Here is a 24,747-nt window from a genome sequence, read left to right as displayed (position 1 = left end):
CGACGATCTGGACTGGAGGCCCGGATCACGTGGGCCGATCGGCGCACGTGATCCGGGCCTCCAGTCCAGGACGCGTACCGGTGACACATCCTCCGGTCGCGTCCACCCGGCCGATGTAGCATGCACGACACCTGTCCCGAGACGAGGAGGCCTGCGTGCCGGACCCGACCGACCCCGCCTTCCCGCTCGAGCGCGTCCGCGAGGTGGGGGACGCCATCGTCGCGTCGGTCGCCACGGTGATCGACGGCAAGGCCGAGGCGATCCGCACCGCGCTCACGGTGATGCTCGCCGAGGGGCACCTGCTCGTCGAGGACGTCCCCGGCGTCGGCAAGACGGTGCTCGCGAAGGCCCTCGGCGCCTCGGTCGGCGGCTCGGTGAACCGCATCCAGTTCACGTCCGACATGCTCCCCTCGGACGTCACCGGTGTGAACATCTTCGACCAGTCCTCGGGCACGTTCCGGTTCTCGCCCGGCCCCGTGTTCGCGAACGTCGTCATCGGCGACGAGATCAACCGCACCAGCCCGAAGACCCAGTCCGCCCTGCTCGAGGCGATGGCCGAGTCGCAGGTCACCGTCGACGGCGTCACCCGGCAGCTCGACCGGCCGTTCATGATCGTGGCGACGCAGAACCCGATCGACATGGAGGGCACGTACCCGCTGCCCGAGGCCCAGCGCGACCGCTTCATGGCGCGCATCGCGATGGGGTACCCGAGCGTCGACGCCGAACGGCAGATGCTCGCGAACCGAGGTGCCGGCGACCCGCTGTCGCACCTCCGCCCGATCGTCGACGTGACCACCCTGCGCGCCGTGATCGAAGCCGTCGCGAGCGTGCACATCTCGCCCGACGTCGAGGCGTACATCATCGCCGTCGTCCGCTCCACCCGGACCCACCCCGACCTCGTGCTCGGCGCGAGCCCCCGCGCCACGCTGCACCTGGCGCAGGCCGCCCGTGCCCACGCGGCACTGCTCGGCCGGCCGTTCGTCACCCCCGACGACGTCGCCGAGCTGGCGCCGATCGTGCTCGCACACCGGCTCGTCCCGGTCGCCCGCGGCCTCGGCGGCACCGGTGAGGACACCGTGCGCGAGATCGTCGTCCGGATCGTGTCCGACACCGCGGTGCCCTTCACGGCGACCCCCGTCCGCTCCTGATGGCCCGACCGACGGCGCCCGGGTCGCTGCTGCGACAGGCCGGCGCCGCGCGCTCGACGCTGTCGCGGTTCGGCCGGCGCGGGGCATCGCTGCTCCGCCGCACCCCGTTCCCCCGCCCGACGGTGCGCGGCTGGACCGTCGTCGCCGTCGGCGTCGGGCTGGTCGGCGGTGGTCTCGTCGGCAGCACGAGCGTCGCCGTCTCGGCAGGACTGCTCCTGCTGGTCCTCGTCGTGCTCGGCATCGTGATGGCGTTCGTCGTCGCCGCGCCGCTCCGGGGGAGCCGCAGCACCGCACGCGCCATCGTGCAGGTCGGCGAGGTGTACCGCGAACGGATAACGCTCGGTAGCACGAGTCTGCCGATCGGGCCGCGGTCGACCTTGCTCGTCCGCGAACAGCTCGAGGACGCCTTCGCGAGTGTGACCGAGGCGGAGACGTACGCGCAGGTCGGCCCCGGGTTGCCGCCCGCCGTCCTCGACGTCGAGGCGCTCGCCATGCACCGCGGTCGCACCCTGGTCGGTCCGGTGACGATCCGCGTCGAGGACCCGTTCGGGCTCCTGCGCATCGACCGGCCGGTCGTCCCCGCCGAAGAGGTCGTCGTCGTGCCCGCGAGCGCACCGATCGCGGCGATCGATGCCGGCGCACTGGCCGGAGCGGTCTCCGCCGACGAGGGCCGGGTGGGCCAGGGCGGCTCCGCCGACGACAGCGAACTCCGTCCGTACCGCCCCGGCGACCCGATCCGCCGCGTGCACTGGGGCCAGAGCGCCCGCCGCGGCGAACTGCACGTCCGCCAGACCACGCAGGCGCAGCCGCCGGAAGCCGTGATCGCGCTCGACGTCCGGCGCGAGTCCTACCAGCGGCTCGGACGGGACGACCTCGCCGAGCTGTCCGACCTCGGCGGCGACCAGGCCTTCGAACACGCCGTCGTCGTGGCCGCCAGCGTCGCCCGTGCCCTGGCCGCCCGGACCTCGCGCGTCGTGCTCGTGAGCGACGGACCCGCTGGCAGCACCCGGCACACGGGCGACGTCGGCGGGCTCACCGACGTCCTGGTCGGGCTCGCCGACGTCCGGCTCCGGAGCGACGCGCGACCGGTGACCGACGTCCTGCCCGACGTCCGCGGCCGCGACGTGCACGGCATGACCGCCGTCGTCACCGGACACTGCACCGCCGAGGAGGCCGCCGAGCTCGTCACCGCGACGAGCGGGTCGAGTCGCGGGATCCTCGCGACCATCGTGCCGCCGGACCCGGTGGTGCGCGGCATCCTGGACCGTGGCGGCTGGCGGACCCTCGTCGTGCCCGTCTCCGGCGCCTCGAACTCCGGGGCCGCACGGTGAGCGGCACCACCGCCCGTCCCCGGCCGCCGGTGGACGTGCGCGAGATCCTGGACCGCGACGAGGACGACCGCGACACCCCGAGCACCTGGGTCGTCGCCCTCGCACCCGTCCCCGTGCTCATCGCGGCACTCGCGATCCGGCCCCTGGTGCAGGGAACCGCCTGGTGGGCGTCCGGGGTGGTCGTCGTCGCCGTGCTCGTCGCCGTGATGCTCGCCGTCCGCCGCCGTGCGCCGGGGATCCGGTTCGTCGCCCTGGTCGCCGCGTTGATCGTCTGCTCGTGTGCCGCCGCGCTCGTGAACGACGTGCAACCCCTCGGCTGGCTCGACGCGAACGGCGCCCTCGGCGAGACACTCGCGGCGATCCGGCTGAACCCCGCGCCGCTGCCGCAGACCGACGCGATCCGGTTGGTCGTCACCGTCTCGATCGCCTGGGTCGCCGGCGTCTCGCTGTTCCTGGCCGCGATCGCCCGGATCCCGGCGCTCGCGGCCGCCCCGGCGCTCGTCATCCTCATCGTCCCCGGCATCATCACCGGTCAGCCCGCCGGCACCGTGCTCGTCGTCGTCACCGCGATCGCGTTCCTCGCGCTCCTCTGGCTCTCCGTCCGTCCGGTGCAACGGGTCGTGCCCGCCGCCGTGGTCGGTGTCATCGGACTCGTCGTCGCGATCGGCCTGCCGACGATCGTGCCGATCAACGCCAGCTGGCTGTCCGGCGTCACCGGGGCGATCCAAGCGCCCATCCAGCCGGGACGCCCCGGCACGCTGCTGAACCTCGGTGACGACCTGCGCCGTCCGAACGAGCTCGAGGTGCTCCGCTACCGCTCCTCGGACGGCCAGCCCGAGTACCTCAAGCTCGCCGACCTCGACGAGTTCGGCACCGGCGACTGGGTGCCGACCGTCACGAACGCCGCCGACGCCGAGACCGCCGACCAGCAGCAGTGGGCGGAGGGCGTGAACCCCCGGCTCTCGACCCGCGGCGACGTGACCGTGCGGATCACCGGGCTGTCGAGCACGTACCTGCCGGTGCCGTCGGGTGCGGTGTCGATCGAGTCGCGCTCGACCAACCTCGACCTGTCGCAGTGGCGCTGGATGGGGGACTCGAGCACGGTCCGCTCGACCGGGCCGGCGACCCCGCGCGGAGCCACGTACGAGGTCTACGGGGCCTCGACCTTCGCCAACGACTACCTCGACGCCGTCGCCGCGTCGGGCGTGCTGTCCCGGGGCGGGGACAACCGCGGCTTCCGTGAGCCCAGCGCCGAGCAGCTGCGCACCGACCTGGCCCTGCCGGACGACCTGCCGGGCACCATCGCCTCGACGGCCGAGCGGGTGGCCGGCACGGCGGGCGACGACTACCAAGAGGCCCGCGCGCTCGAGCAGTGGTTCCGCAGCGACCTGTTCACGTACTCCGAGACCGCTCCGGTCGAGCAGGGCTACGACGGGGACAGCATGGACGTCGTCGCGACGTTCCTGCGCGTCCGCGAGGGCTACTGCGTGCACTTCTCGTCCGCGATGGCCGTGATGGCCCGCACCCTCGGGATCCCGTCGCGCATCGCCGTCGGGTACCGGGCCGGCGCTCCGCAGGAGGACGGCGAGTACACGGTGTCGAACCGGCAGCTGCACTCGTGGCCCGAGCTGTACATCCAGGGCGCCGGGTGGGTCGCGTTCGAGCCGACACCGGACTCCGACGACGCCGCGACGCCGTCGACCGAGGCCACCGAGACCCCGACCGCCGCGAGCCCGGAGACACCGCTGCCGGCGCCCGACCAGTCCGCTCCCGCCGAGTCGTCCGCGTCCGCGACCCCCTCGGCATCCGCGCTGCCCGGTGCCGCCGGTGGGACGACCGGTACCGGTGGAGGCCCCGCCGGACTGCTGTTCGGGGCCGTCGTCGTGCTGCTGTTGCTGCTCGCCCCCGGTGCCGTCCGTGCACTCCGGAGACGCTCCCGGCTCGCCGCCGTCGCCGCGGGCCGGTCACCCGCGACGAACGCCTGGCGCGAGGTCCTCGACGACGTCGCCGACCACGGGTACGCACCGGGGCTCGCGCCGCCGGACGATGCCGCGGCAGCCGCACGCACCGCACGAGCGGTCCTCGGTCGGCTCCAGCCGGTGCTGCCCGCGGCGGTGCTGCCGCACCTCGAGGCGGTGGTCGACGCGGTCGACCGTGAGCGCTTCGCCGGTGGCGGGGACGCGTCGGTGGACGGCGACGCTCTGGCGGACCACGTCCGGGAGGCACGGGTCGCGCTCGACGCGTCGGTGTCCGGTGGGCGGGTGGTCCGGTCGCGCGTGCTGCCGCCGAGCCTGCTGCCCTCGTCGGCGTGGTCCCACGAGGGTCGTCGGTCGCGTCGCAGCCCGGCCTGACGCGCGGGGTCGCACGGTGCGAGGTGCGCGGTGGCGCCGCGTCGCACGGTGCGAGGTGCCCGCGGGTCGCACCGTGCGAGGTGCGCGCAGTGTGCGAGGTTCCGCGCAGTGTGCGGCCCTCGGAGCCTCGCACGGTGACCGGAACCTCGCACACTGCAGAGCCCGCCCGCACCCCGCGCCACACCCCGCGCCGCGCGCCCCGCCCCGCCCCGCTGGTCAGCGGCGCCGCACGACCGCCTCGACGAGCGCCGCGACGACCTCGCCCGGGTCCACCCCGGGGAGCGCCGGCGCGTCGAACACGAGCCCGACGTTCGCGGCGATCAGCGCGGTGGCGAAGTCCTCGAGCGGCATGCCGGCGTCGACCTCGGGGTGCGCACCGAACCACAGGCGCACCAGGTCGTGCACGCCGTCCTGCAGCACGCGCCGCTGCCGCATGAACTCCGGCATGAACTCGGGGTTCCGGATCGCGAACCCGCGGAACTCGGAGAGCAGGGCGAACTGCGCGCTCTGGTCGTGCCGCCCGAAGGCCGCACGGACGACGTCGCCGATGTCCACGGCGGCGATGTCGGCGCGGACCAGGTCCTGCAGGGAGCCGAGCACGAGGTTCGTCCCTCGCTGCATGACCTGCGCGACGAGGTCTTCCTTCGAGGAGAAGTTCGAGTACACCGCGCCCTTGCTGAACCCGGCGCGAGCGGCGACGTCGTCGAGCCGGGCACCGTGCACCCCTTGCTCGGCGAAGACCTCGGCGCCGGCGATGAGGAGCCGTTCGCGGACCTCGGCCCTGGGCGTCCGGGGCGTGGGGGAGTCGGGGACGTCGTCGTTCATCGGTTCCTGCTTCGACGGGGCCCTGGGGCCGTCGGGTCCGGCGTCGTGGGGCGGTGCTGGTGGATCACGACCATCATCGCGGGTCCGCCGGGTGGTCGGAGACCTGCCGCGCCGCGCGTCTGATCCCGCGCGGCATCAGCGAAGCCCCCAAACCACACGTCTGCTCGAACCGCCGCGTTCGGGTCGCGTCGGTTCGTACGGACGAGATGAGCCGGGACGATACCCGGCGGTAGCGATGCTACGCCGCGGCACCGACAGATGACAGTCCCTAGCCGTCGAGCGACGAGTCCCCGGACGTGTCGTGCTCTTCCCGGACACTGCCCCGTCCGGTGCGTCGACCTGGTCGGCGCAGGAGCCGCAGTGCGTCCGGCCGGAGGACCCGACTGCGACGCAGGCTCCGCCCGCGGCGCAGGAGCGAGCCGAGTGTCGACTTCGGCTGCCACTCGCGGCCGTTCGGCAGACCCCAGCCGCGCCGGACGGCGCCCCACCGCAGCCCGAGCGACAGCGCGATCGCGGCGATGATCCCGATCGAGGGGGAGCCGAGCGCGGACGCGATGACCATCACGGCCGAGGCGGCGACCGCGACGGTGGCGTAGAGCGCGTTCCCGCCGAACACCGCCGGCACACGGCGCAGCAGCAGGTCCCGCATCGCGCCGCCGCCCACCGCGGTGATCGTCCCCATGATGATCGCGGCCGGCCAGTCCAGCCCGGCGTCGAAGGTCCGCTGCACCCCGACCACGGCCCAGAACCCGATGACGGCGGCGTCGAGGACGGTGAACAGGCGGTCCCAGGTCAACTCGGAGAACGACACGAAGAAGGCGATGAGGGCACCGGCGATCGCGACCGGCACGTAGAGCGGGTCGACGAGCGCGACGGGCGGCCCGTTCTGCAGCAACGTGTCGCGGAGCATGCCGCCGCCGAGCCCGGAGACGAAGCCGACGACGAGGAACCCGAACAGGTCGAAGTCCATCGTCCGGGCGATCGATCCGCCGAGCAGCGCGGACGCGAAGACCCCGGCGAGGTCGAGCACGTTCGTGACCACGGCGAGGCCGTCGACGGACAGCAGGTTCATGAGAACCATCAAACCCCACGCCGAACGGGTGGCGGGCCGAGCGCCGGTTAGGTTAGCCTCACCTTCGTCATGCTCGCCACTCTCGTCATCGGCCTCCGCGAAGGTCTCGAAGCGACGCTCATCGTCGGCATCATCGCCGCGTTCCTGCGTCGGAACCGTGTCCCGCTCGCCCCCATGTGGTTCGGCGTCGGGATCGCCGTGCTGCTCAGCGTCGGTGTCGGCTTCGGGCTCCAGGCGGTCGAGCAGGCGCTGCCCCAAGCCCAGCAGGAGGGCATGGAGGCGGTCATCGGCATCGTCGCGGTCGTGTTCGTCACCGGGATGATCGTCTGGATGCGGACGCACGCGCGGACGCTGACGACGGAGCTCGAGGCGAGCGCGACCGAGGCGCTCGGTCGCGGCACTGCCTGGGCCCTCGCCGGTATGGCCTTCCTCGCCGTCCTCAAGGAGGGCTTCGAGACCGCGGTCTTCCTCCTCGCCACGTTCCAGGCGTCGTCGGACACGGGGCTGGCCGCGCTCGGCGCCGTCATCGGGATCGCCGGCGCCGTCGTCATCGGGTACGGCATCTACACCGGCGGCGTCCGCCTGAACCTGTCGAAGTTCTTCACCGGCACCGGCGTCTTCCTGGTCTTCGTCGCCGGCGGGCTCGTCCTGACCGTGCTCCGCCGCGCCCACGAGGCCGGCTGGATCGTGATCGGCCAGCAGCGCACGGTGGACCTGACCTGGCTCGCCCCGAACGGCTCGGTGCAGGGCGCGCTCATCACCGGTGTGCTCGGTATCCCACCGGACCCCCGCGTGATCGAGGTGCTCGGCTGGGTCCTCTACGTCGTGCCCGTCCTGGCCCTGACGCTCTGGCCCCGAGCGTGGCGTCCTGCCCCGGGCCGTGTCCCCGCCGTCCGTGCGGTCGTCGCCGGCTCGCTCGCCGTGGCCGCCGCCGCACTCGCGATCGCCGTCCCGACGGGTGGCGTCGACCTGCCGCGCACGGCAGCGGTGCGCGGTGACGCCACGTCGGTCTCGGCGGACGTGGACGGAGCGTCCGGCGTGCTCCGCGTCGCCGGCACCACCACCGGCCAGGAGGCACGGATCACGTTGCCGACGTCGGCCCACCGCCGCGTCACCCGCGCGGGCGTGGCCGCCGACCGGTGGCGCGTCGTGCAGGACGGCACGGGCGAGCAGGGGAGCGGTGCCGATCGTCCGTCGACGCTGACGCTCGACGACCTCGTGGCCCTGTTCGGCCGCATCCCCGTCGGGGTCTCCCCGTCGACCAACCCCGGCCCGTTCACCGCCCGCTGGGCGGTGCGCGACACCGTGACCCTGTGGACCGTCCGTGGTGGCGTCCTGGACGCGACCCGCGCGGAACGCACCGTGTTGACGCTGAGCGGTGGGGGCCTCCCGTCCGCTCGCACGACGACCCTGGACCGCGGCGTGTGGTCCGTCCCCGACTCCCGCGTCGAGCGGTCGGCCGCCTCGGTGGCCGCCGCCGACACGCGCGCCGCCGAGCTGCTGCTCTGGGGGGCCTGGCTGCCGATCGCCCTCGGCGTCGCGGCCGCCGCCCAGGCGCTGCTCGCACTCCGTGACCGCCGTCGTCGGACGGCCCCCGCGAACCCCACCCCCGAAACCGTCCCGACCCGCGGCCCTCCGGCCGGGGACCCTGCAAGGAGCAACGACTATGCCGTTCGGTAAGCCCGTTCGACCCCTGATCACCCTCGGCGCGCTCAGCGCCGTCGCCGCCCTCGCGCTCGCCGGCTGTGCGAGCGCCTCACCCGAGGACGGTGGCTCCACCGACGCCGCGAAGGTCTCGCGCGTCTCCGTCACGCTGACGAACGACGGTTCGGACGAGTGCGCCGTGTCCGAGACGAAGGTCCCGGCCGGACCGGTCACGTTCACCGTCAAGAACGAGTCCTCGACCGCCATCACCGAGGTCGAGCTGCTGCAGGACCAGCGCATCCTGGGCGAGAAGGAGAACCTCGCACCCGGCCTCGACGCCGTGCAGTTCACCGCGACGCTCACGGGCGGGAAGTACCAGGTCTACTGCCCCGGCGCCGAGACCGAGCTCACCGACTTCACCGTGACCGGCAAGGTCGCCTCGACCGCGAACAGCAGCGCCGCGACCCTGCTGCAGGACGGCACGAAGGGCTACGCCGAGTACGTCGACGCGCAGGTCGCGGACATGGTCTCCGCCGTCGAGCTCCTGCAGAAGGACATCGACGCGGGTGACCTCGACGCCGCGAAGACCGACTACGCGAACGCACGCCCGTTCTACGAGCACATCGAGAGCGACGTCGACGGCTTCGTCAAGAAGGGCTTCAAGGCGACCGACAACGCCGGCAACCTCGATTACCTCATCGACATGCGTGCGTCGAACCTCGACGACGCCGTCGGCTGGAGCGGGTTCCACGCCGTCGAGAAGGACCTGTTCCAGGACGGGGCGATCACCGCCTCGACCAAGAAGACCGCTGCCGACCTGACCGAGAACGTGCAGCTGCTCGCGAAGCTCGTGCCGACGCTCGACTACAAGCCCGAGGACCTGGCGAACGGCGCTGCCGGCCTGCTCGAGGAAGTCCAGTCGAACAAGGTCACCGGTGAGGAAGAGGCGTACAGCCACATCGACCTGGTCGACCTCGCCGCGAACGTCGAGGGCGCCCGACAGGCCTTCGCCTACCTCAAGCCGGGGCTGACGAAGCTCGACCCGACCCTGACGAAGCAGATCGCGAAGCAGTTCGACGCCACGAACACGCTGATGGACGACTACCGGAACGCCGACGACCTCGGCGGGTTCGACACCTGGGACGCGGCCACCAAGCAGTCCGACGCGAACACGATCTCGCAGCAGATCCAGGCCCTGCAGGACCCGCTGTCCCGGCTGGCCGAGAAGGTCGCCACCGCGTGACCGAGCCCCACGACGAGCCCCGCGCACACGTCTCCCGACGGGGGCTGTTCGGCGCGGGGCTCGCGGCGGCCGGAGCCGGCGCGGGCGCTGCGGTCGGCATCGGTGGTGCCACCACGGCGACCGGCGTCAACCCGTTCACGGCCGCCGCGAACGGCGACGAATCGATCGACCTGTCCCAGAGCCACCCGTTCTACGCCACCGCCGCACGGCAGCCGCAGGGCGGGGTGCAGACAGCGCCCCAGCGGTACTGCGTGTTCATGACCTTCGACCTGTCCACGAGCGTCGCGACCGAACTGCAGGTGCTCCTGGCCCGCTGGTCGGCGGCGATCGCGCAGCTGCAGGCCGGCAAGACCGTCGGCAGCGTCGAACCGGCACACGGCGACGGTGTCGGCGCGGACACGGGCGAGGCCCTCGACCTCGGTCCCGCGTCCCTGACCGTGACCGTCGGGCTCGGACCGGGTGTCTTCGACGAACGCTTCGGCCTGGCGTCGAAGAAGCCCGCGGCGCTCGCCGACATCCCGCGGCTGCCGAGCGACAACCTGCAGGAGGGCCTGAGCGGCGGCGACCTGTCGCTGCAGGCCTGCGCCGACGACCCCCAGGTGGCGTACCACGCGATCCGCGACCTGGCCCGGATCGCACGGGGCACCGCGACCGTCCGCTGGACCGTCCTGGGCTTCGGACGCGCGTCGGCCGGGGCGAACCAGTCGACGCCCCGCAACCTGATGGGCTTCAAGGACGGCACCAGGAACATCACGACCGACGAGGACCACGACCGCTTCGTGTGGGTCGACGAGCCGGGTGCGGGTGCCGCGTGGATGACCGGCGGCACGTACCAGGTGGTGCGGAAGATCCGGATGAACATCGAGATCTGGGACGCCGACGTGGTGAGCGACCAGCAGCGCGTGTTCGGGCGCACCAAGATCGAGGGTGCACCGCTGTCCGGCGGGACCGAGCACACGACGCCGGACTTCGCGGCCGAAGGCGAGGACGGGGCGACGAAGATCGACGCGACCTCGCACATCGCGCTCGCGGCGCACGAGGCGAACGACGGCGTGAAGATCCTCCGTCGCCCGTACAACTACACGGACGGTCTCAACGAGTACGGCCAGCTCGACGCGGGACTGCTCTTCGCGGCGTACATGAACGACCCGGAGCACTTCACGCGGCTGCAGCGGAAGCTCGGGGCGTCGGACCGCCTGAACGAGTACATCTCGCACATCGGGTCGGCGGTCTTCGCGATCCCGCCGGCACCGCGCAAGGGGTCGTACATCGGCGAGCAGCTGTTCCGCTGAACGCTCCGGGAGAGTGGGTGCCCTCCGCCGTTTCCCTGGAGGCGGAGAGCACCCGCGCCGCGGGGTCTGGTCGAACGGAACCACCGCCGACACGAGAGGTGACCCGGCGCGACGCGTCGCGATGCGACAGCCCTGAGGGTACCCCGCGGATCCGTGGATCCGCAGTCGAACAGCCACTATGGGACAGACTCACGGAACGGGCCGCCTCACCTCGGTGAGACGGCCCGTTCTGGTGTGCCTGGAGGCGCGGTGTCAGTCCGTCAGGACCGTCGCCTCGCCGCGTGCGCGCTTCCGGCGCAGGGCGACGAGCGCCGCGAGTCCCGCCAGGAGCAGGATGCCCGCCGCGGCGGCCGGGACCGCGAGGTCCGCACCCGTGTAGGCGAGCTCGCCGCCCGCGTCCGTGGTGTCGGACGGGTCGCCGACGGTGTCGGTCCCGGTCCCGGTGCCCGTGCCGTCGCCCGGGGTGACGCCGCCGCCGTCGACCGGGTCCGTCGGGTCGACGGGGTCGCTCGGGTCGACCGGGTCCGTCGGGTCGACGGGGTCCGTCGGGTCCGTGGGATCGGTCGGGTCGACGACCGCTGCGAGCGGGATGGTCACGGCGAGCGTGATCGTCTGGCCGCCGGGCAGGGTGACGACGAGGGGCTCGTCCGTGGTGGCCGCGGCCCGAGCGGTCGGTGCGTCCGCCGAGGTCTCGATCGCCGGCACCGGGAAGGTCAGGGTCGCGGTGCCCTGCTCGTCGGTCTTGTCGACGATCGTCGCGTCGATCGGGGCAGTGGCGAGCTCGACGTCGCCGGCGCTGACCGAGACGGTCCCGGGCGTGGTCGGGTCGTCGCTGCTGAACACGAGCGACGACAGGTCGATCGTGACCTCGTCGCCGGGCTGGAAGCCGCCCTCGGGGGTCGGGGTGACCGTGGCGCCGACGGCCCGCTGGTCGGTCGGCGGAGTGACCGTCGGGTGGTCGGTGAAGTAGTCCACCTGTGCCTGCAGGTCGACCTGACCGGAGTCGGCGATGTTCGTGCCGGTCGCGAAGGCGGCGAAGTTGTCGCCACCGGTCGACAGGAACGAGTTCACCGTGACCTTGACGGTGTCGTCGAGTGCGATCGGCTCGCCGTCGAGCGTCATGCCGGTGATGCGCTCGCCGCGGCCCTCGTCGGGGTCGTACGTGTACGCGAAGCCGTCGGACACGCCGAGCTTCAGGAACGGACGCTCGAGGCCGTCCGGCTGCCACTGCTGCTCGAGCGCGTTCTTGATCTGCTGGCCGGTCATGTCCTCCGTCACGAGGGTGTTCGCGAACGGCTGGACGAGGGCGGCTTCCTTGTAGGTCACGGTGCCGTCCGGGTCACCCGCTCCGCTCGACGCGTAGACCATGTCCGTGCGGAGCCCGCCGGGGTTCATGAACGCGACCTGCGAGCCGTTGCGCTCGGTGGCGGACCGCTGGACCTCGGCGATGTAGTTGCCGAGGACGGACTCGCCACCGCGGTTCTCGGAGGTCCGATCGGACTGGACCGCACGGCGGAGGTCGCCGGTGATCGCGCCGAGCGGCTTGCTGCCCTCGACGTCGGCGACGGCCTTCGCGGCGGTCACGATGCCGGTGACCTCGTCCACCGAGGTGGTGTTCGCCGGCACCCGGGTCTCGCCGTTGACGGACCGGACCTCGGAGGTGATGCCGGTGAGCTGCTTGCCGGCGTCGACGGTGAGCTGGAGGTGGCCGAAGTTCACGCCGTACGAGCCGGTCTGGATCACCGGGCGGGCGGTGCCGTCCGGGCCGGGGATCGAGTGGTTGTACGTCGCGTGGGTGTGCGCGGACACGATCGCGGACACCTTCGACGAGACACCCGAGGTGATCTTGCCGAAGGCGCCGGTGCCGGTCGCGTCGGCGATGGCCCCGGTGGTGGCGCCCTCGTGCACGAGGAGGACGAGGACGTCGGCCTCGTCGTTCGCGTCGTCGCCGTCGGTGAGCTGGTCGGCGTACTTGTTGACCTGGCTGACGATCGGGGCCATCGCGAGCCCCTCGACCCCGCCGGGGCTGACGAGCCCGGGGATGAGGTCCTCGGTGGTGGCGCCGATGAAGCCGACCTTGACGCCGCCCTTCTCCACGATGGAGTACGGCGTGAAGGCCGGGTCGGTCGTGCCGGCCTCGACGATGTTCGCCGAGACGTAGGGCCAGTCGGCACGGTCCTCGATGCGCCCGGTCAGGTCGTCCTGGCCCTTGTCGAGCTCGTGGTTGCCGATCGCGCTGACGTCGAGGTCCATCGCGTTGAGCGCGTCGATCGTCGGTGCGTCCTGCTGGATGAGCGAGGTGAACGTCGAGGCGCCCACGTTGTCGCCGACACTGGCGAAGATCGTGTTCGGGTTGGCTTCGCGGTACGACTGCACGACGCCGGCGAGCTTCGCGGCACCGGCGGCCTTGTCGACGGCGGTGCCCTCGGACTCGATGCGACCGTGGAAGTCGTTGACGTCGATGATGTCGATCGTCGTGTCGCCCTCGGCGGCGACGGCGGTGGACGGGACGGACAGTGCGACGAGCACACCCGCGGTGGCGAGGGCCGCGCCGCTGGCGATGCGCCGTCGGCGGCGCGGGGAGGAGTTGATGTTCATCGTCCGAGAACCTATGAGGACGCACAGCCGACCCGCCAGCGCAGACGAGAACTCGTCACATGAAGTTCACATGAGCAACACCCGTCGTCCGTCAGTCGCGACCCAGCGCGCCCTTCACGCGTTCGGTGACCTCGGCCGCCATCGCCTTCGCCGAGTCCTTCACGACGCCGAGCTCCACCGGGTCGCCCTTCAGCAGGGACTTCGCGGTGTTGATCGCGTACTCCTTCGTGATGTGCGGGGGGAGCGGCGGGACGTTCCGGCTGACGTACGCATCGATGAGCGTCACGCCCTGGTGCGCGAACGCCCGCTCGACGGCGGCGTCCACCTCCGAGTCCTCGTGCACGGCGATGCCCTGGAACCCGAGCAGCGTCGCGTACCCGGCGTAGTCGATCGACTCCACGTCCTGCGACCCCGGCCACATCGGGTTGCCGTCCTCGGTGCGCATCTCCCACGACACCTGCCCGAGGTCGTCGTTGTGCATGACCACGATGACGAGCTGTTGGTTCGGCCACGCCGCCTGATACTTCTTCACGGTGATGAGCTCGTTCATGCCGAGCATCTGGAACGCCCCGTCGCCGATCGTGCACACGGCAGGGCGGTCCGGGAACGCGAACTTCGCGGTCACGGCGTACGGCATCGCCGCGAGCATCGTCGCGAGGCGCCCGGACATGTCGCCGCGCATGCCCTCCCGCAGCCGGATGTGGTGGCCGTACCAGTCGGCGGTGGTGCCGGCGTCGGCGGTCACGGTGACGCCGTCGGGCAGCCGGTCGTTCACGGCCTGGATCACCCGGCGGGGGTTCACGCCGTCGTCGTAGGCGACCTCGGCCTGCGCGCGCATCTCGGACTCCCACTCGCGCATCTCGTTCGCGACGGTCTCCTGGAACGACTTGTCCGTCGTCTGCTCGAGGAGCAGGAGCACGGCGTCGAGGGTCGCTCCGACATCGCCCCAGAGGTTCAGCTCGGTCGGGTAGCGCAGCCCCAGCTGCTCGGGCTTGATGTCGACCTGGATGCCCCGGGCCTGCCCGGTCTTCGGCATGTACTCGCCGTACGGGTAGTTCGTGCCGAGCAGCACGAGGGTGTCGCAGTCGCGGATCTGGTGCAGCGACGGCAGCGACCCGAGCAGGCCGAGCTGCTGCGAGTGGTACGGCACGTCCGACGGGATCACGTCCTTGCCGCGGAGCGCCGTGATGATCCCTGCGCCGGCCTTCTCGGCGGCGGCGAGCACCTGCGCGGTCGCGCCGCGGGCACCGGCCCCGACGAGGAACGTCACCTTCGACCCCGCGTTGATGATGTCCGCCATCTTCCGGATCTCGTCGGCCGGCGGCGTGATGCGCGTCGACGCGGGGACGTCGCTCGACCGCGAGGCCCAGTGCTCGAGCGGCGGCGCCTCGTACGCCATCGCCTGCACGTCGTGGGGCAGGATCACCACGGCGGGCTGCTTCCGGAGCGACGCCGTCCGGAACGCGGTGTCGACGACGACGCCGACCGCCTCGGGCGTCGCGACGGTCTCGACGTAGCAGGCGACGTCGGCGAACACCCGCTCGAGGTTCGACTCCTGCTGCGTGAACGACCCCATCGCTGCGAGGCCCTGCTGCCCGACGATCGCGACGACCGGCTGGTTGTCCATCTGCGCGTCGTACAGGCCGTTGAGCAGGTGGAAGGCTCCGGGGCTCGACGTCGCGATGCACACGCCCACCTCGCCGGTGAACTTCGCGTGCGCGGTCGCCATCAGGGCCGCGATCTCCTCGTGCGTCGGGCGCACGTACTCCAGGCCTTCGCCGTCACCCGCCGCCTTGCCGAGGGCGCCGTCGAAGGCGCCGATCCCGTCTCCCGGGTACCCGAAGACGCGCGAGACGCCCCAAGACTTGATGCGGTCGATGACGAAGTCGCTCACGGTCGTGCTCATGCACCCAGCGTGCGCGGGTGCGCACGGTTCCGTTCACAGGCTCTGGACTGGAGGCCCGGATCACGTGACCGACGCCGGTCACGTGATCCGGGCCTCCCGTCTAGGGCTGCTGCGCGATCAGCGGACGGAGGGTGCGGTGCGCGATGCGCAACCCCTCGAGCACCTTCTCGTCGGTGCCGCCCCAGAGCGGGTCCTCGTGCTCGACGCTCAACGTGCCGTCGAAGCCCGCCTCGTAGAGGCGGTCGACGACGTGCGGCCAGTCCACGACCCCACGGCCGGGCACGCGGAAGCGCCACCAACCCATGTCCCACGGGTCGTCGCCCTTCTCGACCTTGCCGAAGAAGCCGTACGCGTTGCGCTCGTCCGGGAACAGCTCGAGGTCCTTCGCCTGTGCGTGCACGATGTGCTCCGCGAACGGCAGGATCGTCTCGAGCGGGTCGATGCCGATCCAGGTCAGGTGCGACGGGTCCCAGTTCAGGCCGAAGCCGAGACCGGTGACCCAGCCCCAGAGCTCGGGGGAGTACGCGATGTTGCCCGGGTAGCCGTCGGGGTGCCAGCCCTCCATCACGCAGTTCTCGATGATGAGCTGCACGTCCCGCTCGCCGGCGTAGTCGACGAGCTCGGGCAGCACCCGGTCGCCCTCGGCCATGTTCTCGCGGACGGACTTCGTGTTGTCGCGGCCGATGAACGTGCCGACGTAGGGCACGCCGAGCGTCTGCGCGGCGTCGATCGCGTGCTTGAGGTGCGTCCGGATCTCCGCCCGTCGGTCCGGGTCCTGGTGCAGGTTGTTCTCGTAGTACGCGAACGCCGAGATCTCGAGCCCGGTGCTCTCGAGCAGGTCCCTGGTCGCCTGGGCGTCCTCGTCGGTGAAGGTGGCGACCGGCAGGTGGGCGGCCTCGAAGTCGCGGCCCCCGGTCCCCGGCCAGACGCCGACCTCGAGCCGTTCGTAGCCCTGCTCGGCAGCGAACCCGGCGATCCGGTCGAGCGACCACCCGGGCAGACACGCCGTGAGCATGCCGAGCTTCATCGGATCTCCCTCCACGTGGTGTCGGCAGCGCTGCCGATCACCGCGTCGATGATGTCCGCCGCCCGCGCCCCGTCGGCGAAGGTCGGCAACCCGTCCGGCCAGGCTGACCGGTCGGCACCGGCACGGACCGCGGCGTAGGTGTCCGCGACGAACGCGGCGAAGGCGTCGAGGTAGCCCTGCGGGTGCCCGGACGGCACCACCGCCAGGCGACGCTGGTCCGGCGACCCCTGCGACGGGTCGCGGACGATGATCTGCGCACCCCGCTCGTTGCCGAACCACGCCGACTCTGGCTGCTCCTGGTCGAACGCCGCGCTGCCGCGGGTGCCGTCGACCTCGAACCACAGGCGGTTCTTCCGGCCGGAGGCCACCTGCGAGATCACCACGTTGCCGATGCGGCCGGTGGCGGTGCGGAACGTCGCGACGGCGGTGTCCTCGGTCGTGACCTCGGCCCGCTCGGCGGCGTCGGCCACCGGGTCGGGGTCGGGGGAGCCGGAGAACGACGGCCCCGACGCTGCCGGACGGGTCGGGTAGACGATGTCGGTCGCTGCGGACACCGACGCGAAGCGCTCGCCGGTGACGAACTCCACCAGGTCGCACCAGTGCGAACCGATGTCCGCGAACGCCCGGGACAGCCCGCTCGAGGTCGGGTCGACCCGCCAGCTCGAGGCGTCCTCGTCGAGCATCCAGTCCTGCAGGTAGTGCCCGTGCACGGCGAGCAGCCGACCGAGGTCGCCGTCCGCGATCTTCGCCCGGATCTCGCGGACCATCGGGTGGTAGCGGTACACGAACGGCACGGTCGCGACGACGCCGGCGTCCGCGGCCGCTGCCACGAGCTCCGCGGCCTGCGCGGGGTCGATCGCGAGGGGCTTCTCGCAGACCACGTTGATGCCGGCCGCGATCACCGCGAGTGCCTGGGGGTGGTGCTGGTCGTTCGGCGTGCAGATGTGCACGACGTCGGGAGCGTCGGCGATGACCTCGTCGAGGTCGGCGTAGCCACGGGGCAGGTCGAGCTGCGCCGCCACCTGCTCGGACCGGGACGCGTTCCGGCCGAGGACGCCGAGCACCTCGGCGCCGGCGGCCTTGGCAGCGCGGGCGTGGACGCCCGCGATCATGCCCGTCCCGACCACGGCGACACGGAGGCGTCGCCCTTCGTACCCAGTGCTCATGGTGCTCCCTCGCGCCGAACTGACACCACCGTAGCGGCACGGCCATCCACCGGGGGTGATGAGTACGGTCTGGTGCATGTCGAGCCTCCAGACCTCTCTGCTCATCCTCGGAGCCAGCGGCGACCTGTCCAAGCGCCTGCTGCTGCCCGGACTCGCCACCCTGCTCGAGGTGAAGGACGACTGGGACGTCCAGCTCGTCGGTGCCGGTGTCGAGGACATCTCGGACGCCGACTGGAAGCAGCTCGTGCACGACTCGTTCGAGAACGCACAGGCGTCGAAGAACGAGGACGAGGGGGCCACGGGCACGGCGACGCTGTCGGACCGGCTGCAGTCGGTCATCGACGCCTCGAGCTACCGCAAGGCCGACGTCACGAGCCCCGACGACCTGCGGGCCCTGCTCGCCGACTGCCGGCACGACCCCGCGATCTACTTCGCCCTGCCGCCGGCGGTCACCGAGAAGAGCTGCGAACAGCTCGCCCACCTCGACCTGCCCGCCGGCACCCGCCTGGCGCTCGAGAAGCCGTTCGGCACCGACGCCGCCAGCGCGTCGCACCTCAACGACCTGCTGCACTCCTTCATGCCCGAGGAGCGCATCCACCGCGTCGACCACTTCCTCGGCCGGTCCACCGTGCTCAACCTGCTCGGCCTGCGGTTCGCGAACCGGATCATCGAGCCGCTGCTGTCGTCGCAGCACGTCGAGCGCGTCGACATCGTCTACGACGAGACCCTCGGGCTCGAGGGGCGGGCGCGCTACTACGACAAGGCGGGCGCGCTCACCGACATGATCCAGAGCCACCTGCTGCAGGTGATGGCCGTCGTCGCGATGGAGGCCCCCGCCTCGATCGACGCCGACGACCTGCGCACCCAGAAGGAGCTCGTGCTCCGGGCCGTCCGGCCGTGGGGCGGAGACGTGATCGCTTCCGGCAAGCGCGCCCGGTACACCGCCGGGAAGATCGGGGACCGCGAGCTGCCGTCGTACGCCGACGAGGACGGCGTCGACCCCTCGCTCGGCACCGAGACCCTCGCCCAGCTCACCCTCGAGATCGCGAACTGGCGCTGGGCCGGGGTGCCCTTCACACTCCGCTCCGGCAAGGCACTGGCCAAGCAGCGTCGCGAGATCGTCATCACGTTCAAGGACTCACCACACGTGCCGGAGGGCCTCACCGGCACCGAGCTGCCGGACCGGCTGCGCATCTGGATCGCCCCCGACGAGATGCAGCTCGAGCTCAACTTCAACGGCGCAGGAGACCCGTACACGATCGACCACACCAGCCTCGAGGTGACCTTCAACCCCGGTCGCCTCAGCGCCTACGGCGAGGTCCTCGCCGGGGTGCTCGAGGGCGACGCGACACTCTCCGTCCGCGGTGACAGCGCGGTGCAGGGGTGGAAGGTCGTCGAGCCGTTCCTCGACGCCTGGCGCTCCGGGAAGACCCCGCTCGACGAGTACGCCGCCGGTTCCGGTGGTCCCGACGGCTGGGACAACATCGACGCGTGAGCACGACGTCGGCGTAGCGTCGGCGGACGTGACCACCATCGACGACGTCCTGCAGACCGTTCCCGAACCCGCCGGTGCCGACATCCGTGTCGACACCGTCCGCTACGACCACGAGGGCACCGCGCTCGAGGGTGTGCTCGCGAAGGACGCCGCCGTCGCGGGCCCCCGTCCCGCCGTCCTCGTCGTGCACGACTGGCACGGTGTGAACGAGCACGTCCAGGCGCGCGTGACGATGCTCGCACGGCTCGGGTACGTCGCGTTCGGTGCCGACGTCTACGGCGCGGACGTCCGCCCCGGCGACGACACCGCCGCCCAGGTCGCCGGGTCGTTCTACCAGGACCTGCCCCTCATGCGGGCGCGGACCCAGGCAGGCCTGGACCGACTGCGCGAGGACCCCGCCGTCGACCACTCCCGCATCGTCGTGATGGGCTACTGCTTCGGCGGCTCCGCGGCGCTCGAGCTCGCACGGACCGGTGCCGACCTGGCCGGGGCCGTCTCCTTCCACGGCAACCTGCTCACCCACGACCCCTCGGACGCGGCGGCGATCCGGGCGAAGCTCCTCGTGCTGACGGGTGCTGCCGACCCGGTCGTCCCCGACGCGAAGGTCGCGGCGTGGCAGGACGAGATGCGCGGCGCACCCGAGGTGGACTGGCAGGTGGTGACGTACTCGGGGGCGATGCACGCGTTCGCGGTGCCGGGGACCGATGCGCCCGACCACGGCGCGCAGTACCAGGAGCGTGCGGACCGTCGGTCGTGGCAGGCGCTGCGGGTGTTCCTGGCCGAGGTGTTCGACGAGGAGGCCGCTGCGCTCTGAGCGACGCGGCCCCGGTCTCGCTGGGCGGGGCTCGGCTCGCGACACGCCGAGTGGGGTGCTCGGGCGGCCTCGATTGGCGCCCGGGCCGCACCTGTTGTAGAGTCTTCCACGGCCGCAAGGCCACGCGCTCGTAGCTCAATGGATAGAGCATCTGACTACGGATCAGAAGGTTGGGGGTTCGAGTCCCTTCGAGCGCACAGGAAGACGAAGGGCCCCGGTGGATTCCACCGGGGCCCTTCGTCGTGCCGGGCGCGGTCGCCCGCGGGCTGCCGCGCACCCCGTGCCCCGCGCGCGCCCGCCCGCCCCGCTTCGTGAGCAGAAATGGTCGGGTTCGCAGGCGGGACTCGACCATTTCTGCTCACGAAGCGCCCGCGCCCCGCCCCCGGCGCCGCGCGCACCTCAGCGCGCGAGCGCCTGCAGCTGCTTCTTCAGGTCCCGCTCGAGGAACGGCTCCAACGACATCGCCCACGTCGCCGTGATGTGCGTCGTGTCCCGGTAGACCAGCACGCCACCGACCACCGCCGGGCACGTCGTCGCCGTGCAGTAGTAGTCGGACAGGTCGATCGCCGCCGCTCGACCCCCGGCGGCCGTGAAGGCCCGCACGGCCTCGAGTGACGAGTCCGTCTGGCCGAGCGCCTCGGACCGCGGTCGGTCGCAGGACGCGTTCGTCGGCCCGGACATCTTGCTCACGCAGGCGATGACGTCGGGGCGGGGGACCGGGTTGTCACGGATGGCGATGACCGGGAGCTCGTCCCCGGCGGCCTGTTCCCAGGCGTCGACGAGCCCGTTCCGGGTGGCGGTGTCGCGAGCGGTGCCGGCGGGCAGGCTGACGGGCATCTGGGTGGCCGAGTGCGTGACGATCAGGGCATCGGCGTCCCGGTGGGCGCGGACGTAGTCGATCGCGGCGTGCTTCCAGGCGTTGCAGCCGCGCATCGAACCCGCGTTGACGGCGTTCTGCTGCGCGGTGGTGAGGTAGCAGCCGCCGACCCCGGCAAGGTCGATCCGCCAGCCGTTGTCGTCGGCGATCTTCTCGTAGGCGCCGAGCAGCGCGTTGCTGTGCGAGTCGCCGATGACGATCAGGTGCTTCTTCCAGCCGGTGGCCTTGCCGAGGACGCAGGTCGTGAACGTGCCGTGCCAGCACGCTGCCCGGTTCGCGTCGTCGTCCTCGGCAGAGGCTGGTGCCGGGACACGGACGTCGGCGAGGGTCGGGTCCACGCAGGGTTCGGGGGCGCTGATCCGTGCGGCGGCGCCGAAGCAGGACTCGTCGTCGTCCTGGTGCTCGGTGGTGAGCTGCTTCGTCACGCTGGCGGCGCGGACGTCCTGGACGTAGACGGCGGTGAGCGTGGAGGCGCCGAGCGTCACGACCGTGAACGTGCAGATGACCCCGAGGGCGACGACCCCGCGGGGCCGCAGGTCGCGGAGCCACGTCGAGAACCGCACGGGCTCCTCGAACCACAGGGTGGTGACGGTCGCCAGGCCGACGGCGACGAGCAGCACGGCGGTCGAGGTGGCCCAGTCCAGCGGGCGGCCGAGCATGATCGGCAGGATCACGACGAGCGGCCAGTGCCAGAGGTAGAGCGCGTAGGAGATCCGCCCGACGAAGGCGACCGGGGCGAGTTCACCGACCGACTCGAAGACGGTGCGCGCGCCGAACAGCACGACGAGGGTGGCCCCGGCGACGGGGAGCAGTGCGGCGATCCCGGGGAACGGCGTTCCGGGGCCGATCACGACGAGCGACAGCACGAGCGCCACGGCACCGGCGCTGGTCAGGACGAGGCGCACCCGTCGGGCGACCTCGGTGCGGACCTCGGGCAGGTGCACGGTCGCGGCGAGGCCGCCGAGGGCGAACTCCCACGCCCGGGTACCGGTGGAGAAGTAGGCGACGCCGGGGTCGGTGTGGGTCTGGACGATGCTCCACACCAGGGACAGCACGACGACCGAGCCGAGCAGCAGACGCGCCGTGGCCAGCGGGGAGATGCGTTTCCGGACGAGCACCGCCACCCCGATGAGCAGGAGCGGCAGCACGATGTAGAACTGCTCCTCGACCGACAGCGACCAGAAGTGCTGGAACGGCGAGGGGTCGTCGGCGGATGCCAGGTAGTCGACCGAGTTCGCCGCCAGCTCCCAGTTCTGCAGGTACACCGTCGAGGCGATGAGCTCCCGGCCGTACTGCTCCCAGAGGGCGCTCGGCACGGCTGCCAGCACGGCGGCTCCGGTCGCGACGATCGTCAGGAACGCGGCGGGCAGCAGCCGTTTGGCGCGGCGGGACCAGAACCGCCCGAGTCGGATCGTGCCGGTGGCGAGCTGCTCGCGCAGCAGGAGCCCGGTGATCAGGAAGCCGGAGATGACGAAGAAGACGTCGACACCGACGAAGCCGCCACGCAGCGCGCTCGGCCACAGGTGGTAGAAGACGACGGCCAGGACCGCGAAGGCGCGCAGCCCCTGGATGTCCCAACGGGTGGTGTCGCGCGCACGGTGCGCGACCCCTCTGACCCCCGTCGTCCCCGTGTTCACCGAGATGATCCTACGAGACGCGGGGCGTTCCGTGAGACGGCTGGCCCGTGGGCCTGGAGGCGCGGTGCGGGCCCGCACCGCGCCTCCAGGCCGTCATCGGGTCGCGTCTACGACGCGACGGACGCGCGCACGTCGGCGAGCGTCGGGTAGTCCGTGTAGCCCTCGGCGCTCTGGCCGTAGAAGAGCTCGGGGCGCGGCTCGTTCAGCTCCGCGTCCTGCTCCCAGCGGTGTGCGAGGTCCGGGTTGGCGATCGCGGCACGGCCCACGGCGACGGCGTCGGCGTGGTCGCCCTCGACGAGTGCGGTCGCTTCGTCGCGGGTGGTCAGCGACGAGAAGCCCGAGTTCACGATGAACGGTGCGCCGGCGGTGCGGCGGATGTGCTGGACGAGGTCACCGGTCGGCTCGGCGTGCAGGACGTCGACGAAGGCGAGTCCGAGCGGGGCGAGGCCCTCGGCGATCGCGGAGTACGTGGCGTGGACTTCGGCCGCGTCGTCCTCGATGACGCCCTGGATCCCGTGCTCCGGGGACAGGCGGATGCCGGTGCGGTCGGCGCCGATGGCCTGGGCGATGGCGGTGGTGACCTCGATCGCGAAGCGTGCGCGGTTCTCGGGGGATCCGCCGTACTGGTCGGTGCGGGTGTTCGACACCGGGGACATGAACTCGTGCACGAGGTACCCGTTCGCACCGTGCACCTCGACGCCGTCGAGGCCGGCGGCGATCGCGTTGCGGGCGGCCTGCACGAAGCCCTGCACGGCCTGCTGCACCTCGTCGGTGGTGAGCTCGTGGGGGACCGGCATGTCGGCCTTGCCGGTCGCGGTGTGCGTCTGGCCGGGTGCGGCGATCGCGGACGGGGCGACGATGCGCGGGGTCTGCGAGATGTCGGGGTGCGAGACGCGGCCGCCGTGCATGAGCTGCATGACGATGGTGCCGCCCTCGGCGTGCACGGCGTCGGCCACACGGCGCCAGCCGGCGATCTGCTCGTCGGTCTCGATGCCGGGCTGTCCGGGGTAGGAGCGACCCTCCTGGACGGGCCAGGTGCCCTCGGTGATGATCATGCCGAGGCCGGCGCGCTGTCGGTAGTGCTCGACGAGCAGGTCGTTCGGGATGCCGTGCTCGCCGGCGCGCGTGCGGGTGAGGGGCGCCATCACGACGCGGTTCGACAGGGTCAGGGCGCCGAGGTCGGCGGGTTCGAAGAGCTTCACGAGACGGGAGAACCGGGTGTTGCCCGGTGCAATTCCGGTTCGGCCCGGTTCCGTTCCGGCTCGGAGGAGATCGTCAGGCGCGGGGGCAGACCAGCGTCGACGAGCGCACCTGGCCCTCGGGGCGGATCACCTGGTGCATCGAGAGGGGCTTGCCGCAGATCGGGCAGCCACGGTCGACGCTGCGGTCGTCGACGCCCTCGGGGTGTCCGGCGCCGATCTGTGAGGGGCCCATCTTCGCGATGAGCGTGCTGTTCCACCGTTCGTACCACTGGCCGAAGCGACTCACGGGAGATCCTTTCATTCGTGCACGAACCATTGTGCCACCAACGAAGTGTTCACGCCAGGTCGACGCGGTCGAGCAGCTCGGTGAGCTCGTCCTTCAGGGCCTCGAGTCGCGCCAGGGGCCATCCGAGCCGGTCGGCGACGGCGAGGGGCACGGCCCGTGCTCGGTCGCGGAGTGCTCGTCCAGCCGTGGTGAGCGAGACCTCGAGCTGGCGTTCGTCGGCGGTGCTGCGGGTGCGTCGGACGTAGCCGGAGGCCTCCAGCCGCTTGAGCAGTGGGCTCAGGGTGGCGGAGTCCAGGCGGAGTTCGCCGGCGATCTCGCGCACGGACCTCGGGTCGCGCTCCCACAGGGCGAGCATCACGAGGTACTGCGGGTGCGTCAGGCCCATCGGCTCGAGCAGGTCGCGGTACAGGCCGATGACACTGCGGCTGGTGGCGGCGAGGGCGAAGCACAGCTGCCGGTCGAGGGCGAGCGGGTCCGGTGCGGTGGTCATGGGAGCCACGATACCGTTCGCACACGAAGTGTCACGGGGTTGGGCGGGGTGGCCTGTCGATGCGTTCGCGCCTTGCGACAGAACACTCGTCGATCGACGCGTGCTTCGTCGCACGATGCGCATGCATCGTCTGCGTGTGCATGTTCCGACATCCCACGAGTCGAACGACAGGTGGGACGTCGGAACATGCGGGCGCATACGGAAGATGCGCGCGGGGGTGGGCACAACCGCCTGGAGGCGCGGGGGGGGGGGGGGGGGCCCGCCCCCCCCCCCCCCGCGGGGGGGGGGGGGGGGGCCCCGGGGGCCGGGGGGGGCCCCCGCGCGTGCCCCAGCGCCGCCCGGG

Annotated in this window: 18 protein-coding genes and 1 tRNA gene; 9 read left to right on the top strand and 10 right to left on the bottom strand. The window is 72.0% G+C overall.

Going from position 1 to position 24,747, the window contains the following annotated elements; translation table 11 throughout:
* Window positions 1-155: 155 nt before the first annotated feature.
* Genes EDF19_RS15500 through EDF19_RS15490 form a run of 3 tightly spaced genes read left to right on the top strand, consistent with a single transcriptional unit; the run spans window position 156 to window position 4,830 of the window.
* Window positions 156-1,148 carry a MoxR family ATPase gene (locus EDF19_RS15500; protein ID WP_185022890.1) on the top strand — a complete coding sequence of 331 codons (993 nt, stop codon included), beginning with the start codon at window positions 156-158 and terminating at the stop codon, window positions 1,146-1,148.
* The gene (locus EDF19_RS15495) at window positions 1,148-2,479 is read left to right on the top strand and encodes a DUF58 domain-containing protein (protein WP_123681772.1); all 1,332 of its coding nucleotides are present in this window, start codon (window positions 1,148-1,150) and stop codon (window positions 2,477-2,479) included. The genes EDF19_RS15500 and EDF19_RS15495 overlap by 1 nt, the downstream gene beginning before the upstream one ends.
* The gene (locus EDF19_RS15490; protein ID WP_123681771.1) at window positions 2,476-4,830 is read left to right on the top strand and encodes a DUF3488 and transglutaminase-like domain-containing protein; all 2,355 of its coding nucleotides are present in this window, start codon (window positions 2,476-2,478) and stop codon (window positions 4,828-4,830) included. Before EDF19_RS15495 ends, EDF19_RS15490 begins: the two co-directional genes overlap by 4 nt.
* A 216-nt stretch (window positions 4,831-5,046) precedes the next feature.
* Here the strand turns inward: EDF19_RS15490 and EDF19_RS15485 are convergent, their stop codons facing one another.
* Together EDF19_RS15485 and EDF19_RS15480 are read right to left on the bottom strand one after the other, a co-directional pair.
* Window positions 5,047-5,655 (bottom strand): TetR/AcrR family transcriptional regulator, encoded by a 609-nt coding sequence (locus tag EDF19_RS15485; protein ID WP_123681770.1) that lies wholly within the window; start codon window positions 5,653-5,655, stop codon window positions 5,047-5,049.
* A 268-nt stretch (window positions 5,656-5,923) separates the two neighbouring features.
* Window positions 5,924-6,727, bottom strand: a complete 804-nt coding sequence (locus EDF19_RS15480; protein WP_123681769.1) for a trimeric intracellular cation channel family protein — start codon at window positions 6,725-6,727, stop codon at window positions 5,924-5,926.
* A gap of 69 nt (window positions 6,728-6,796) precedes the next feature.
* Between EDF19_RS15480 and efeU the strand changes: the two genes are divergently transcribed.
* Genes efeU through efeB form a run of 3 tightly spaced genes read left to right on the top strand, consistent with a single transcriptional unit; the run spans window position 6,797 to window position 10,906 of the window.
* The gene (gene efeU, locus EDF19_RS15475; protein ID WP_123681768.1) at window positions 6,797-8,407 is read left to right on the top strand and encodes an iron uptake transporter permease EfeU; all 1,611 of its coding nucleotides are present in this window, start codon (window positions 6,797-6,799) and stop codon (window positions 8,405-8,407) included.
* Window positions 8,394-9,614: an iron uptake system protein EfeO gene (gene efeO, locus EDF19_RS15470; RefSeq protein WP_123681767.1), complete on the top strand. Its 1,221-nt coding sequence runs from the start codon at window positions 8,394-8,396 to the stop codon at window positions 9,612-9,614. Before efeU ends, efeO begins: the two co-directional genes overlap by 14 nt.
* Window positions 9,611-10,906 (top strand): iron uptake transporter deferrochelatase/peroxidase subunit, encoded by a 1,296-nt coding sequence (efeB, locus tag EDF19_RS15465; protein ID WP_123681766.1) that lies wholly within the window; start codon window positions 9,611-9,613, stop codon window positions 10,904-10,906. Before efeO ends, efeB begins: the two co-directional genes overlap by 4 nt.
* Window positions 10,907-11,158: 252 nt before the next feature.
* Here efeB and EDF19_RS15460 read toward each other — a convergent pair whose 3' ends face one another.
* The 4 genes from EDF19_RS15460 to EDF19_RS15445 form a co-directional block, all read right to left on the bottom strand.
* Window positions 11,159-13,504, bottom strand: a complete 2,346-nt coding sequence (locus tag EDF19_RS15460) for a bifunctional UDP-sugar hydrolase/5'-nucleotidase (RefSeq protein ID WP_123681765.1) — start codon at window positions 13,502-13,504, stop codon at window positions 11,159-11,161.
* 91 nt (window positions 13,505-13,595) lie between these two features.
* Window positions 13,596-15,410 carry a thiamine pyrophosphate-requiring protein gene (locus EDF19_RS15455; protein ID WP_123681764.1) on the bottom strand — a complete coding sequence of 605 codons (1,815 nt, stop codon included), beginning with the start codon at window positions 15,408-15,410 and terminating at the stop codon, window positions 13,596-13,598.
* 100 nt (window positions 15,411-15,510) lie between these two features.
* Window positions 15,511-16,437, bottom strand: coding sequence for a sugar phosphate isomerase/epimerase (locus tag EDF19_RS15450; protein ID WP_123681763.1), 927 nt, complete (start codon window positions 16,435-16,437; stop codon window positions 15,511-15,513).
* Complete coding sequence (locus tag EDF19_RS15445) at window positions 16,434-17,603, bottom strand: Gfo/Idh/MocA family protein (RefSeq protein WP_123681762.1); 1,170 nt, start codon at window positions 17,601-17,603, stop codon at window positions 16,434-16,436. Before EDF19_RS15445 ends, EDF19_RS15450 begins: the two co-directional genes overlap by 4 nt.
* 76 nt (window positions 17,604-17,679) lie before the next feature.
* Between EDF19_RS15445 and EDF19_RS15440 the strand changes: the two genes are divergently transcribed.
* The 3 genes from EDF19_RS15440 to EDF19_RS15430 all read left to right on the top strand — a co-directional run bounded on the left by EDF19_RS15440 (window position 17,680) and on the right by EDF19_RS15430 (window position 20,109).
* Window positions 17,680-19,098, top strand: a complete 1,419-nt coding sequence (locus tag EDF19_RS15440) for a glucose-6-phosphate dehydrogenase (protein WP_123681761.1) — start codon at window positions 17,680-17,682, stop codon at window positions 19,096-19,098.
* 28 nt (window positions 19,099-19,126) lie between these two features.
* Window positions 19,127-19,912: a dienelactone hydrolase family protein gene (locus EDF19_RS15435; RefSeq protein WP_123681760.1), complete on the top strand. Its 786-nt coding sequence runs from the start codon at window positions 19,127-19,129 to the stop codon at window positions 19,910-19,912.
* 124 nt (window positions 19,913-20,036) lie between these two features.
* Window positions 20,037-20,109 (top strand) — tRNA-Arg (locus tag EDF19_RS15430).
* Between the two features lie 202 nt (window positions 20,110-20,311).
* Here the strand turns inward: EDF19_RS15430 and EDF19_RS15425 are convergent.
* The 4 genes from EDF19_RS15425 to EDF19_RS15410 form a co-directional block, all read right to left on the bottom strand.
* Window positions 20,312-22,426 (bottom strand): acyltransferase family protein, encoded by a 2,115-nt coding sequence (locus tag EDF19_RS15425; protein WP_185022889.1) that lies wholly within the window; start codon window positions 22,424-22,426, stop codon window positions 20,312-20,314.
* A gap of 107 nt (window positions 22,427-22,533) precedes the next feature.
* Window positions 22,534-23,628 carry an alkene reductase gene (locus EDF19_RS15420; protein WP_123681758.1) on the bottom strand — a complete coding sequence of 365 codons (1,095 nt, stop codon included), beginning with the start codon at window positions 23,626-23,628 and terminating at the stop codon, window positions 22,534-22,536.
* Window positions 23,629-23,701: 73 nt separating this feature from the next.
* Window positions 23,702-23,914: a hypothetical protein gene (locus tag EDF19_RS15415; protein WP_185022888.1), complete on the bottom strand. Its 213-nt coding sequence runs from the start codon at window positions 23,912-23,914 to the stop codon at window positions 23,702-23,704.
* Between the two features lie 49 nt (window positions 23,915-23,963).
* A complete protein-coding gene (locus EDF19_RS15410) occupies window positions 23,964-24,404 on the bottom strand; it encodes a MarR family winged helix-turn-helix transcriptional regulator (RefSeq protein ID WP_123681756.1) in 441 nt (146 codons plus the stop codon).
* Window positions 24,405-24,747 lie beyond the last annotated feature (343 nt).

Source organism: Curtobacterium sp. PhB115 (assembly GCF_003752025.1).
GTDB lineage: Bacteria > Actinomycetota > Actinomycetes > Actinomycetales > Microbacteriaceae > Curtobacterium.
The sequence above is the reverse complement of the archived record's forward strand: the minus strand, read 5'-3'. Positions and strand labels throughout refer to the sequence as shown.

Bases quoted from the DNA above. Each gene is read 5' to 3' on its own strand.
- efeO (WP_123681767.1), top strand. From the start codon at position 8,394: ATGCCGTTCGGTAAGCCCGTTCGACCCCTGATCACCCTCGGCGCGCTC.
- EDF19_RS15480 (WP_123681769.1), bottom strand. From the start codon at position 6,727: ATGAACCTGCTGTCCGTCGACGGCCTCGCCGTGGTCACGAACGTGCTC.
- EDF19_RS15440 (WP_123681761.1), top strand. From the start codon at position 17,680: ATGTCGAGCCTCCAGACCTCTCTGCTCATCCTCGGAGCCAGCGGCGAC.
- efeU (WP_123681768.1), top strand. From the start codon at position 6,797: ATGCTCGCCACTCTCGTCATCGGCCTCCGCGAAGGTCTCGAAGCGACG.
- EDF19_RS15410 (WP_123681756.1), bottom strand. From the start codon at position 24,404: ATGACCACCGCACCGGACCCGCTCGCCCTCGACCGGCAGCTGTGCTTC.
- EDF19_RS15460 (WP_123681765.1), bottom strand. From the start codon at position 13,504: ATGAACATCAACTCCTCCCCGCGCCGCCGACGGCGCATCGCCAGCGGC.
- EDF19_RS15445 (WP_123681762.1), bottom strand. From the start codon at position 17,603: ATGAGCACTGGGTACGAAGGGCGACGCCTCCGTGTCGCCGTGGTCGGG.
- EDF19_RS15495 (WP_123681772.1), top strand. From the start codon at position 1,148: ATGGCCCGACCGACGGCGCCCGGGTCGCTGCTGCGACAGGCCGGCGCC.
- EDF19_RS15485 (WP_123681770.1), bottom strand. From the start codon at position 5,655: ATGAACGACGACGTCCCCGACTCCCCCACGCCCCGGACGCCCAGGGCC.
- EDF19_RS15450 (WP_123681763.1), bottom strand. From the start codon at position 16,437: ATGAAGCTCGGCATGCTCACGGCGTGTCTGCCCGGGTGGTCGCTCGAC.
- EDF19_RS15455 (WP_123681764.1), bottom strand. From the start codon at position 15,410: ATGAGCACGACCGTGAGCGACTTCGTCATCGACCGCATCAAGTCTTGG.